Source organism: Nonomuraea candida, assembly GCF_000725485.1.
GTDB classification, from domain to species: domain Bacteria; phylum Actinomycetota; class Actinomycetes; order Streptosporangiales; family Streptosporangiaceae; genus Nonomuraea; species Nonomuraea candida.
The window spans coordinates 161465-174396 of sequence record NZ_JOAG01000005.1 but is presented as its reverse complement, the minus strand read 5'-3'; the positions used below and the strand labels follow the sequence as shown (position 1 = coordinate 174396).

Here is a 12932-nt window from a genome sequence, read left to right as displayed (position 1 = left end):
GGCCCCCGCGCCCTCAGTTGGGGCGCAGGGCCGCCTTCAGGCGGCGCAGCAGCGTCTTCTCCGGCGGCTCCACCGACAGGGGGCCCGGCGCGGGGGCGGCCGGAGGCGCCGGGATGGTGACCGGCTCGGGCTGCGCCGGGGCCGGCCAGTAGCGGTCGGGCGGCTCGTGACGCACCCCGTGCGTGACCGCGATGATCTCGTCGAGGTCGTCGCCCGGCTCGGCGAGCAGGGCGGCGCGGCCCAGCGCCGAGGTGCGCTCCAGCCGGGCCGTGCGCCCGTCGGGCAGGTCCACGACCAGGACGCCCGTGAGGTCCTTCTGCACCGACTCGATCATCCGCTCCAGCGTCGCCCGGTGCAGCGGCACGTCCACCGGCCCCCGGTAGCGGAACGGGCACGGCGCCGGCGTCGGCGCGGCCTCGTCGATCAGGCGGACGCGTTCGTCGTGCGCGAACAGGTCGCGCATCAGCCGCAGCTCGAAACACGGGTCGGACAGCGTGAACCGGCGCCTGTCGTCCAGCCGCGACCAGGGCCCCACCAGCGTCACCACGACGTCCTGCAGCTTGCCGTCCAGCGCCGCCGCCACCGCCTCGCGCACCACGGACCCGGAGGTGTCGGTGACGTCCAGCACGATCTCGACGTACGGCACCAGCCAGCGCCGCCCCCGGTCCTTGCGCAGGTCGCGGCGGAGCGGGATGCGATGCGCCAGGTACGGCTCCACCGCCCGCACGGCCCGCTCCCTGTCGCGGTGCTGCGAGGGCAGCCCCAGGTGCACGGCCTGGGCGTCGAGGTCGGGCACGAAGACCACGCCGTGCATCGCCAGCCGGTAGGAGAACTCGGTGTCCTCGCCCCTGATCACGTTCGGGTCGAGGCCGCCCACGGCGTGGAAGACCTCCCTGGGCAGCGCGAAGGTCGGCCCGGTGCACACGTGGTAGGGGTTGCGGCTCTTGCGCAGCCCGTCGGTCTTGGCGATCGTCGCCTCGGTCGAGCTGGGCACGGCCGCGGCCAGGTCGAACAGCTCGTCCAGCCGCCCGGCCGAGAAGACCTGGCGCGGGGTGACGGCCGGCGGCTCGACGAACTTCTTCATGCCGATCGTGACCAGGTAGTCCGTCACGTGGTGCCACCGGGCCAGCGCCTCGATGTGCTCCCGGCAGGCCACCATGTCGGAGTCGAGCCGCTGGATGATCTCCCCGTCGGCGGCCTTGGCCCCGGTGTTGACGGCGTTGGAGATGCCCCAGCCGTCGCGGACCCGTACGAGGCGGGTGCCGGCCGGGCGGAGCTCGGGCAGCCGGATCGGCGGCACGCTGCCGTCGTCGACGACCAGCACCTCCATGAGGTGCTCCGGATATGTCTGCGCGGCCAGCGCCGCCAGCGTCAGGTCCAGCTTGTCCTGCCCGCCGTGCGCGGGTACGACCACGCTCACGGAAAGGGCGGGAGACCAGGCGCCGAGTGGCGGTGCCGCTACAGGTGAAAAGTCGTTCTGCCTCAGAGCAGGACGCGCGTTCATGGTCGTGACCCCCCTTCTGAGACCTTAGCGGGAGATGCTGAGAATTTCCTGAATAGTGCCCCTGTCCAACGGGCGCGTCCCCGACCGGCCGGGGAGCGTCCGGAGGCGCCCGGCGGGGTGTCCGACCCGTGGACGCGGCTCCGCGCAGGGGGTCGGCACCCCGTACACTCTGTGCCCAACACCGCAGGTAGGGAGTCATCATGAGCAGGTCGTGGCGTGGCCTCATCGAGGAGTACCGCGAGCGTCTTCCGGTCACCGCGAAGACGCCGGTCATCACGCTGCTCGAGGGCGGCACGCCGCTGGTGCCCGCGCACCGCGTCTCGGCCCTCACGGGGTGTGACGTCTACCTGAAGGTCGAGGGGGCCAACCCGACGGGCAGCTTCAAGGACCGCGGCATGACGATGGCCATCAGCAAGGCCGTCGAAGAGGGGGCCAAGGCGGTCATCTGCGCGTCCACCGGCAACACCTCCGCCTCGGCCGCCGCCTACGCCGTGCGCGCCGGGCTGACCTGCGCCGTGCTGGTGCCGCGGGGGAAGATCGCGATGGGCAAGCTGGCCCAGGCGCTCGTTCACGGGGCCACGCTGCTGCAGGTCGAGGGGTCGTTCGACGACTGCCTGGAGATGACCCGCAAGCTGTCGTCCAGCTATCCGATCGCGCTGGTCAACTCCGTCAACCCGTTCCGGCTGCAGGGGCAGAAGACGGCGGCGTTCGAGATCGTCGACACGCTCGGCGACGCCCCCGACATCCACTGCATCCCGGTGGGCAACGCGGGCAACATCTCGGCCTACTGGATGGGCTACCGCGAATACTTCGACGACGGCGTGTCGACGAAGCGGCCGCGCATGTTCGGCTTCCAGGCCAGCGGCGCGGCGCCCATCGTCGGGGGCGCGCCGGTCACCCATCCGCACACGATCGCCACCGCCATCCGCATCGGCAACCCCGCCTCCTGGGAGCTGGCCACCTCGGCCCGCGACGAGTCCGGCGGGGCCATCCAGGCGGTGACCGACCGGCAGATCGCGGCGGCGTACAAACTGCTGGCGCAGGAGGAGGGCGTGTTCGTCGAGCTCGCCTCGGCCGCCAGCGTCGCGGGCTTGCTGCAGGCCCACGCGCAGGGCATGGTGGAGGCGGGGCAGCGCATCGTCTGCACGGTCACGGGCAACGGCCTGAAGGACCCTGACTGGGCCATCTCGGGGGCGCCGGCGCCGGTGGTCATCCCCATCGACGTCCATGCCGCCGCGGCGGCTCTCAACCTCGCCTGACGGGGGCGCACGGGGAGTGACGAGGGAAAAGTGAATCAATGAGGACCGTTGACATTCGCGTGCCCGCGACGTCGGCGAACCTTGGGCCGGGGTTCGACGCGCTCGGGCTCGCGCTGGGCCTCCACGACGACGTCGAGGTCACGCTCACCGGGGAGCGCGGCGTCCACGTCACCGTGGAGGGCGAGGGCGCGGGGGAGGTGGACTCCGGCGAGGGGCACCTGGTCGTCAGGGCGATGCGCCTGGCGTTCGACCGCATGGGGGCGCCCCAGCCCGACGGCATCCGCCTGCGCTGCCGCAACAGGATCCCCCACGCGCGGGGGCTCGGATCATCGTCGGCGGCCGTCTGCGCGGGCATTCTCGCCGCACGTGCTTTGGCTGATAGCGAACGCGCCGCAGCCTTCTCCGACGCCGCCGTGTACGCGCTGGCCACCGAGATGGAGGGCCACCCCGACAACGTCGCCCCCTGCCTGGCAGGCGGGCTGACCGTCTCGTGGTCCGACCACGACGGGGCGCCGCATATGGTGAAACTCGCTCCTGACCAGCGCATCCGTCCAGTCGCCCTGATTCCGCAGGCGCGGCTGTCCACGGAGGCGGCGCGGGGGCTCCTGCCGAAGGACGTGCCCCACAAGGACGCCTCCTTCAACGCCGGCCGGGCCGCGTTGCTGATCGCCGCGCTGACCCAGCGGCCCGAGCGAGGGCTTCTGCTCGCCGCCACAGAAGATCGGCTCCATCAGCATTATCGCGCGCCTGCGATGAGGCAGAGCGCGAATCTGGTAGAACGTCTCCGTGCAGTGGGCGTGCCCGCGGTCGTTTCGGGAGCGGGTCCCACGGTTCTTGCGTTTTCGACACCGGATACGCAGGATTTGATCGCGCCAGAAGTGGGTAATGACTGGCACATCCAGCAAATGGACGTCGACCCGGTTGGTGCGAACGTTCAGTTCCCCGAGACACGCTGATGCCTCTTTAGACCTTCAGGGAATAGCCGTGTGCGCTGGTGATGTTAGGCTGATAGCCGCACCAGATGCCCCCTTGGTGGGTGCGTGCTTGTCAGCCACACATCGCTGCATCATGCTTCACGTCGCGAGGCGGAAGCAGCGCGGCTGTCTCCCCGGAATCCGTTGCCTCCGGATGGCCCACACCCGGTTGGCTCAACGTGAGGTGGCGACGACGGGGATCTGCGCGTTCGAATCATCTCGACATCTGGTTGGCGACAGCAATCCAGGGGTGTCTGCCACGCGCCAAGGGCCATCGGCGGCGTGGACGAACCCCAACCCAAGAGTGGCGGCCGTCTCCATCGACAGCCGAAGATCGCAAAAGTGCACCCCGACCCGGTCTGTCCCGCCGGATCGCAAGCACCTCCGGGACGCCCGGAAGAACGAAACCGGCGCCCGACCCCTGGGAAGGACCTTTTAGTTGAGCGACACCACCGAACTCCTCTCCGACGCATCAGGCGCAGAGCCGGCGTCCGGCGACACCCCCACCCGCGCCCCGGCCAAGCCGCGTGCGCGTCGCTCCGGCACCGGCCTGTCCGCCAAGGTGCTGCCCGAGCTGCAGAAGATGGCCGCGGAGCTGGGCATCAGCGGGACCGGGCGCATGCGGAAGAGCCAGCTCATCGCGGCCATCCAGGAGAAGCAGGGTGGCGGTTCCGGAGAAGGCGCGCCGACTGAGGCCGAGTCGACCGCCCCGGCCTCCGCCGAGGCGGCGCCCGCCGCCGAGCGGCCCACCCGCACCCGCAGGGAACGTTCCCGCAAGACCGCCGACAAGCCGGCTGAGGAGCCCGCTCCGCAGCCCGCCGCGGCCCCCGCGATCTCGGCCCCCGAGCCCGTGGCCGCCGCGCCCGAGCCCGTCGCCGCCGTGGCGGAGCCGGTCGTCGAGCAGCAGGCCCAGCCCGCGGAGACCGGGCAGGGCGAGTCGCGGGCCGACCGCGGCGAGAGCCGGCGCGAGCGCCGCAGCCGCGGCGAGCGCCGCGAGCGCGGTGAGCGCGGCGACCGGAGCGGTGACCGTGGCGGCGACCGTGGCGGCGACCGCGGTGAGGGCGGCCGCGCCGAGAGCCGCGACGGCGGCCGTGACGGTCGCGACGCCCGTGATGGCCGTGACGGTCGTGACGGCCGCGACGGTCGTGACGGCGGGCGTGGCGAGCAGCGCGAGCGCGCCGCCGCCGACGCGGGCAGCCGCGGCGACCAGCGCGGCGACCAGCGGGGCGGCGACGACGACGAGCGCGGCGGGCGCAGCCGCAGGGGCCGCTTCAGGGAGCGCAACCGCGGCCGTGGCCGCGAGCGCTTCGAGGGCGGCGACCCGGTCATCGGCGACGACGACGTGCTCATCCCGATCGCCGGCATCCTCGACATCCTCGACAACTACGCGTTCGTCAGGACCAGCGGCTACCTGCCGGGCAGCAACGACGTCTACGTCTCGCTGGCCCAGATCCGCCGCAACGGCCTGCGCAAGGGCGACGTCATCACCGGTGCCGTCCGCCAGCCGCGCGAGGGCGAGCGCCGCGAGAAGTTCAACGCCCTGGTCCGCCTCGACACCGTCAACGGCATGGACCCGGAGCAGGCCCGCAACCGGCCCGACTTCAACAAGCTGACGCCGCTCTACCCGCAGGAGCGCCTGCGCCTGGAGACCGAGCCGAACATCCTCACCACGCGGATCATCGACCTCGTCTCCCCGATCGGCAAGGGCCAGCGCGGCCTCATCGTCTCGCCGCCCAAGGCCGGCAAGACGATGGTGCTGCAGGCCATCGCCAACGCGCTGACCCGCAACAACCCCGAGTGCCACCTGATGGTCGTGCTCGTGGACGAGCGGCCGGAAGAGGTCACCGACATGCAGCGGTCGGTGAAGGGCGAGGTCATCCACTCGACCTTCGACCGTCCCGCCGAAGACCACACCACGGTCGCCGAGCTCGCCATCGAGCGGGCCAAGCGCCTGGTGGAGCTGGGCCACGACGTGGTCGTCCTGCTCGACTCGATCACCCGCCTCGGCCGCGCCTACAACCTGGCCGCGCCGGCGTCCGGGCGCATCCTGTCGGGTGGTGTCGACTCCACGGCGCTCTACCCGCCCAAGCGCTTCTTCGGCGCCGCCCGCAACATCGAGAACGGCGGCTCGCTGACGATCCTCGCCACGGCCCTGGTCGAGACCGGGTCCAAGATGGACGAGGTCATCTTCGAGGAGTTCAAGGGCACCGGCAACATGGAGCTCAAGCTCAACCGCTCCCTGGCCGACAAGCGCATCTTCCCCGCGGTGGACGTCGACGCGTCCAGCACCCGTAAGGAAGAGATCCTCATGGCCAAGGAAGAGCTGCAGATCGTCTGGAAGCTGCGGCGCGTCCTGCACGCGCTCGACATGCAGCAGGCGCTGGAGCTGCTCCTGGAGAAGATGAAGGAGACCAAGTCCAACGCGGAGTTCCTCCTTCAGGTCCAGAAGACCACGGTGAGCAACGACCGCGACTAGCGTCTCGGTCCGAGAAGGGGCGGCGGGAGCACTTCCCGCCGCCCCTTTCGCGTGCGTCCGCACAGATGCCAGGCCGGAAACCCCTGGTTCCGCCCCAGAACGTCGCGCGCGGGGGCGGGCGCGCACGCGGGGGTGCGCACGCGCGGGGGCGGGCGCGTGAGGGCGTGCGCGTGCGAGGGCGTGCGCACGTGCGAGGCGGGCGTGGGAGGCTCGGCACGGTGCTGCTGGGCGGCGGCGAGGAGCTGCGGGCGTGGGAGGCTCGCCACGGTGCTGCTGGGCGGCGGCGAGGAACTGCGGGCGCGGGAGGCTCGCCACGGTGCTGCTGGGCGGCGGCGAGGAACTGCGGGCGCGGGCAGGCAGGGCCAGGAGGGGCGACGCGGCCGGGGCCGAGCGGCGCAGGATCGAGCGCGACCTGCACGACGGCGCCCAGCAGCGGCTGCTGTCGGTGGCGGTGTGGCGGCGTCGTGCCCGGTCGCGGGAATGCCCGATGGCCTGGGATGGTTGCACGATCTGGCACACTGGTAGCTGACCGTTTTGCGGTTCCGGTTCACGCCATGCGTGAAGGCGACCCGGCGGCCGCACCCCGAAAGGACAGCGATGAAGCGCGACATCCACCCCGACTACCACGTGACGCAGGTCAGCTGCTCCTGTGGTAACACCTTCACCACCCGCAGCACCGCCAAGAACGGCGTGATCCACGCCGACGTGTGCTCCGCCTGCCACCCGTTCTACACGGGCAAGCAGAAGATCCTCGACACGGGCGGCCGGGTGGCGCGCTTCGAGAAGCGCTTCGGCAAGAAGGCCACGGGCAAGTAGCTTCACCCACGCCGACTCGGCCGCACCACTCTCGTGCGCCGGGTCGGCGTTGTTGGTGAATCGGCCGAACTTCACGAAAAAGGACGCACGGTGAATCTCGACGAGTTGCTCAAGGAGTATTCCGAGCTGGAGCTGCAGCTCGCCGACCCCGCCGTGCACGCCGACCAGACCAAGGCCCGCACGCTCGGCAAGCGTTACTCACAGCTCACGCCGATCGTCGGCACCTACCGCGAGCTGGAGTCGGTCCGCGACGACCTGGCGGCCGCCAAGGAGCTGGCCGGCGAGGACGAGACGTTCGCGGCCGAGGCCGCGGAGCTCGAAGCGCGCGTCCCGCAGCTGGAGGAGAAGCTCCGGCACCTGCTCATCCCGCGTGATCCCAACGATGACAAGGACATCATCATGGAGATCAAGGCGGGCGAGGGCGGCGAGGAGTCCGCGCTGTTCGCCGGCGACCTGCTGCGGATGTATCTCCGCTACGCCGAGCGGCTCGGCTGGAAGACCGAGATCATCGACAGCCAGCCCTCCGACCTCGGCGGCTACAAAGACGTCACGGTCGGCATCAGGGCCAAGGGCGACGAGGGCGTGTGGTCCAGGCTCAAGTTCGAGGGCGGCGTCCACCGCGTGCAGCGGGTGCCCGTCACCGAGTCCCAGGGCCGCATCCACACCAGCGCCGCGGGCGTGCTCGTCTACCCGGAGGCGGAGGAGGTCGACGTCCAGATCGACCCCAACGACCTGCGGATCGACGTCTACCGCTCCAGCGGCCCCGGCGGCCAGAGCGTCAACACCACCGACTCCGCGGTCCGCATCACCCACCTGCCCACCGGCGTCGTGGTCTCCTGCCAGAACGAGAAGAGCCAGCTCCAGAACAAGGAGTCGGCCCTGCGCATCCTGCGGGCCCGGCTGCTGGCCATCGCCCAGGAGGAGGCCGAGGCCGCCGCCCAGGCCGAGCGCAAGTCGCAGGTCCGCACCGTCGACCGCTCCGAGCGCGTACGCACCTACAACTTCCCGGAAAACCGCATCTCCGACCACCGCGTCGGCTTCAAGGCGTATAACCTCGACCAGGTTCTCGACGGCGAGCTGACCGCCGTCACCCAGGCCCTCATCGACGCCGAGATGGCGGAGAAGCTCGCACAACACTCATGACATTCCTTCTGGACGAAATCGCGCTCGCCACCGCCCGGCTGGCCGAGGCAGGCGTTCCTTCGCCGCGCACCGACGCGGAGGAGATCGCGGCGTTCGTCCACGGCGTGCGCAGAAGCGAGCTGCACACGGTGAAAGACTCCGACTTCGACGCCCTGTTCTGGGAGGGAGTCGCCCGCCGCGAGGCGCGCGAGCCGCTGCAGCACATCACCGGCCACGCCTACTTCCGCTACCTGGAGCTGGCGGTCGGGCCCGGGGTGTTCGTGCCGCGGCCCGAGACCGAGGTGATGACCGGCTGGGCCATCGAGACGCTGCGCGAGATGGACGTCACCGCGCCGCTCGTCGTCGATCTCGGCACGGGCTCCGGCGCGATCGCGCTGTCCATCGCCCAGGAGGTGGCGCTGGCCGAGGTGCACGCCGTGGAGGTCGATCCGGCCGCGTACACCTGGGCCAAGCGCAACATCACCGAGCTGGGCCAGGGCCGCACCCACCTGCACCCGGAAGACCTCGCCGAGGCGTTGCCCGAGCTCAACGGCAAGGTCGACCTGGTCATCTCCAACCCGCCCTACATCCCGCCCGGCGCCATCCCGCGCGACCCCGAGGTGCGCGACTACGATCCCTCCAGGGCCCTGTACGGCTCGGGCGACGACGGGCTCGGCGAGGTGCGCGCGGTGGAGCGCACGGCCCGCCGCCTGCTGCGCCCGGGCGGCTGGGTGGCCGTGGAACACGCAGATGAGCAGGGCAGGGCCGTCTACCTGACCTTCCCCGAGGACAACGGCTGGCGTGACGTGCGCCTGCGCCAGGACCTCACCAGAAGAGACCGCTTCGTCACGGCCAGACTGGGCCAGGATTAGGATTCCGCCGTGGGACGACGTTTCGACTGCTCCGACCTCGACCAGCGGGCCGAGGGCCTGACGGAGGCCGCCGCCGCCGCACGCCGCGGAGAGCTCGTGGTGCTGCCGACCGACACCGTCTACGGCATCGGCGCCGACGCCTTCACCCCCGCGGCCGTCGCCAAGCTGCTCGACGCCAAGGGCCGGGGGCGCGACATGCCGCCGCCGGTGCTGGTGGGCACCGTCAGAGCCGCCACAGCGCTCGTGGAGGACCTGGGGCCGTACGGGCAGGACCTGATAGACGCCTTCTGGCCGGGGCCGCTCACGCTCGTCTGCAAGGCCAACAGGGCCCTTTCCTGGGACCTGGGCGACACCAAGGGCACGGTGGCGGTGCGCATGCCGCTCCACCCGGTGGCGCTCGACCTGCTCAAGGAGACCGGGCCGATGGCCGTCTCCAGCGCCAACCGCTCGGGCGCGCCCGCCGCGACCACCGCGGAGAACGCCGAGGAGCAGCTCGGCGAGTCGGTCGCGGTCTACCTCGACGGCGGCAAGACCACCGACCAGACGCCCTCCACCATCCTCGACCTCACCACGGCCGTGCCCCGGCTGCTGCGGCGCGGGGCCATCCCGGTGGAGAAGCTGCGCGGCATCATCGGCTACGTCGCCACCGACGACTGACGTATACCCGCTGCTTATTCCGGCCGCCATCGTGCCCGGGTCGTGATTACGGTGAGCCCGGGAGCGGTGATACGTCCGGGAGCGGCCCATGGGCAAATACGACGGCATGGACCCCAAGCTGGTCCGTGACCTGCTGGCCGAGGTGAAGAGCGCGGCCACGCGGATGCGCACGGTCGAGCAGAGGGTCCGCGTCGCCATGCGCGGCGCCGGCGTGTCCGGCTCGCCCACCCACCGTCCCGCCCACATCGCCGACCTGGCCGACGAGCTGGTCAAGGATGTCAACGTCCGGCTCGGGGTGCTGGAGAAGCGCGTCGACCCGCCCACTCCGCCCGCTCCGGGTGACGGCGAGCAGAAGGACGTACGCGGGGGCCGCGACAGGTACGAGAACCCCCGCGCCGACGACCCACCCCGCCCCGACGGCCCCGGCACGGGCACCGGAACCGGAACCGGAACCGGCAAGGACGGCACGACGGACACCGACCGAAAACCCGACGCCGACGGCAAACCCGATGCCGGCGGAAGGACCGGCTCCGATGGAGGCACCGGCTCCGATGGAGGCACCGGCTCGGACGGAAAGACTGGCTCAGACGGAAAGTCGGGCCCTGACGGCAAGACCGATTCCGACGGGAAGACCGGCTCGGACGGAAAGACGGGCTCGGACGGGAAGACCGGCTCGGAGGGCAGGCCCGAATCCGACGGGCGGGCCTGCGACGACACCAAGGACACGGGCACCGGCCGGGGCACCGGAACCGGGACGGATCAGGACACCGGACGGGGCACCGGAACCGGCCAGGGCACGGGAACCGAACAGGGAACCGGGACGGGCCAGGACTCCGGAACCGGCAACGACCGAGGCAGCAGACCTGGCGAGGGCACCGGCATCGAGTCCGGCACCGGCCGCGACACTGGCACCGGGCGAGACACGGGAGTCGGCGACACGAGCACCGGCCGTGACACCGGTGCCGACCGTGACACCGGTGCCGACCGTGACGCGGGTGCCGGTCGGGACACGGGCACCGGTCGGGACACGGGCACGGGCCAAGGGGCCGGGCAGGACGCCGGAACCGGGAACGGCCAGGACAAGGGGCCCGACCAAGGAACTGGAACCGGACAGTGCGACGAGCCCGGCCAAGACGGAGGAACCGGCCAGGGCACCGGGATGGGCCAGGGCACCGGCATCGGTCAGGGCACCGGGACCGGCCAGGACTCTGGGACCGGAAACGGCGTGGGCCAAGGCAACAGCACTGGAACCGGGCAAGACCCTGGAACCGGGCAAGGTGTCGGGGTCGGCCAGGGCGATGGGGTCGGGCAGGACACGGGGACGGGTCAGGGCGGTGGAACCGGGATCGGCCAGGGCACGGGAACCGGACAGGAGACTGGAACCGGACAGGAGACTGGAACCGGACAGAACACCGGAACCGGGCGAGACGCCGGACCTGGGCAGGACTGCGGGGATGGGGCTGCCGGGGGAAAGATTGGCGAGCAGCCGGTTGGTCAGCCGAAGGTCGACGACGTGGGCAGCGGGCGTGATCAGGGGCCCGAGGCTTACGGGCGTGATCAGGGGAGCGAAGCGTACGGGCGTGATCGAGGAACTGGGTCGGACGGCGGTGTGACGGGTGCCTCCGTCGAAAACGGGTCGGATGCCACGCAGCCACAGGTCGTGGTGGTCGATGGGATGAGGGTGGTGCAGGTGCCCCTCGACCCACCCGCCCCGATGACGATCGAGGACATGCTCAGGAACCCCGACGCCGTACACCCGGCCGAGATGCCGCAGGTCCCCGTGGATTCCGACCGTGTGACGAACGCGACGAACGGCAACGGCTGGATCAGCGACGCCACCAACGCCGGTTCCACCCCTCAGCGGCCGGACACCACCACCCCGATCGCCGACGCGGGCACCAACGGGAGCGACTGCGACTCCGCCAAGAACAGCACCCCCGATCAGCCATCGACGGGCGACCGCCCGCCCCAGGACTCCGGCGGTAGCCAGGAACAAGGCGGCCAGAAAGACACAGGCCAGGGGACTGACGGTCAGGGCAGTCGCGGCCAGGGTTCAGGTGGCTACGGTGACGCTGGCCAGGACGCGGGTGGCCAGGGGAGTGCCGGCCAGGGTGCAGGCGGACAGGGCGGCCCCGGTCAGGGTGCGGATGGTGACGGTGGCGCTGGCCAGGGCGGTGCCGGGCAGGGCGGTGCCAGGCAGGGTGCGGATGGGCGGGATTGCGCTGACCAAGGTGCGGGTGGCGACGCTGGTGCAAGCCAGGACGCAAACGGTCAGGGCAGTTCCGGCCAGGGTTCAGGTGCCGGTGGTGGTGGTGACGCCGGCCCGGGTGCGGGTGGTCAGGGCGGTGCCGGTCAGGGCGGTGCCGGTCAGGAGGCTGGAGGTCAAGGAAGCGCTGGTCAGGGTGCAGGTGGAGGCGGCGGTGCCGGTCAGGGGGCGGGAGGGCAGGGGAGGCCTGTCGAGATCCCGCCGACCGATCCCGCTGACACGCCCGCTGACACGTCCGCCGGTGCTGCCGCCGGCACGTCGGCAGCGGCGATCGATGACCGTGCCGGCGTGGTAGCCGGGACCGGCAACGGTGCTCAGGTCAGTGTCTATGGGGGCAGCTCGATCGTGGGCGCGGAGGTGACGTACGAGGCTTCGGGCGGAACCGGTTACGGCCCGGCTGGCGGGACCACGCACGTAGTGATCGGCGGTTCCGATACCGGTGGCGGTGATCAAGCCGGCGGCTTCGGGGTTGGCGGTGGGGTTCAGGCCGGTGGGTTCGAGGTCGGCGGTGGGGAGCGGGGGAAGGAGAGCGATGGGATGGAGGGGGATGAGGGTGCGAGGAGGGAAGGGAGGGCGTGATGTACGTTGACCCGCCGGCGCCCAAGCCCAAAGGAGAGCACGAGGCCCCGCCCGTGCCGCCCATGGGAGCGCTGGACGCCCCGCAGCGGGCCTGGCGGTTCAATCCCGACTACCAGCGCCTGGTGGAGGCGTGGAAGGCCGTCATGCCGCAGCTCGAGAGCCTCAGTACGGCGCTCGACAGGGCGTACGACCTGGCCAAGAGCCCTCAGACGTGGGACGCGCCCGTGGGGGAGCGGTATGCGCGTGACATTCGCGAATGGCGCACCAGGCTGGCGCTTTACCGTCACTCCGTGTTGACGGCCATCAGCGATGAGGCGGCTGATACCCCGCGATGGGTGCAAACGACGGCTAACGCGCCCCACGCCTACTGAAGAGATGAAATTTCCGGCGTAGGCGGCATATGGGAG

The 12932-nt window shown here is 71.2% G+C and carries 11 protein-coding genes; 10 read left to right on the top strand and 1 reads right to left on the bottom strand.

From position 1 onward, the window contains the following. Positions 1 to 13: 13 nt before the first annotated feature. A complete protein-coding gene (locus IO39_RS04475) occupies positions 14 to 1420 on the bottom strand; it encodes a glycosyltransferase family 2 protein (protein WP_245641805.1) in 1407 nt (468 codons plus the stop codon). A 284-nt stretch (positions 1421 to 1704) separates the two neighbouring features. Between IO39_RS04475 and thrC the strand changes: the two genes are divergently transcribed. The 10 genes from thrC to IO39_RS04425 all read left to right on the top strand — a co-directional run bounded on the left by thrC (position 1705) and on the right by IO39_RS04425 (position 12896). Then, entirely contained in the window at positions 1705 to 2763 is a 1059-nt protein-coding gene (gene thrC / locus IO39_RS04470) for a threonine synthase (RefSeq protein WP_043616323.1), read from the top strand. A 38-nt stretch (positions 2764 to 2801) separates the two neighbouring features. Further along, entirely contained in the window at positions 2802 to 3719 is a 918-nt protein-coding gene (gene thrB, locus IO39_RS04465; protein WP_043616320.1) for a homoserine kinase, read from the top strand. 457 nt (positions 3720 to 4176) lie between these two features. Then, a complete protein-coding gene (gene rho / locus IO39_RS04460) occupies positions 4177 to 6213 on the top strand; it encodes a transcription termination factor Rho (RefSeq protein WP_043616318.1) in 2037 nt (678 codons plus the stop codon). 250 nt (positions 6214 to 6463) lie between these two features. Continuing rightward, complete coding sequence (locus tag IO39_RS59855) at positions 6464 to 6742, top strand: histidine kinase (protein ID WP_157547887.1); 279 nt, start codon at positions 6464 to 6466, stop codon at positions 6740 to 6742. Positions 6743 to 6810: 68 nt separating this feature from the next. Continuing rightward, positions 6811 to 7029 (top strand): 50S ribosomal protein L31, encoded by a 219-nt coding sequence (gene rpmE, locus IO39_RS04450; RefSeq protein ID WP_043616312.1) that lies wholly within the window; start codon positions 6811 to 6813, stop codon positions 7027 to 7029. Positions 7030 to 7119: 90 nt separating this feature from the next. Then, complete coding sequence (gene prfA / locus IO39_RS04445; protein WP_043616309.1) at positions 7120 to 8172, top strand: peptide chain release factor 1; 1053 nt, start codon at positions 7120 to 7122, stop codon at positions 8170 to 8172. Continuing rightward, a complete protein-coding gene (gene prmC, locus IO39_RS04440) occupies positions 8169 to 9023 on the top strand; it encodes a peptide chain release factor N(5)-glutamine methyltransferase (protein WP_043616307.1) in 855 nt (284 codons plus the stop codon). The genes prfA and prmC overlap by 4 nt, the downstream gene beginning before the upstream one ends. A gap of 9 nt (positions 9024 to 9032) precedes the next feature. Next, positions 9033 to 9680: an L-threonylcarbamoyladenylate synthase gene (locus tag IO39_RS04435; protein WP_043616304.1), complete on the top strand. Its 648-nt coding sequence runs from the start codon at positions 9033 to 9035 to the stop codon at positions 9678 to 9680. Between the two features lie 88 nt (positions 9681 to 9768). After that, positions 9769 to 12525 carry a hypothetical protein gene (locus IO39_RS54090; protein WP_157547885.1) on the top strand — a complete coding sequence of 919 codons (2757 nt, stop codon included), beginning with the start codon at positions 9769 to 9771 and terminating at the stop codon, positions 12523 to 12525. Next, a complete protein-coding gene (locus IO39_RS04425; RefSeq protein ID WP_043616760.1) occupies positions 12525 to 12896 on the top strand; it encodes a hypothetical protein in 372 nt (123 codons plus the stop codon). The genes IO39_RS54090 and IO39_RS04425 overlap by 1 nt, the downstream gene beginning before the upstream one ends. The last annotated feature ends 36 nt before the right edge of the window (positions 12897 to 12932 follow it).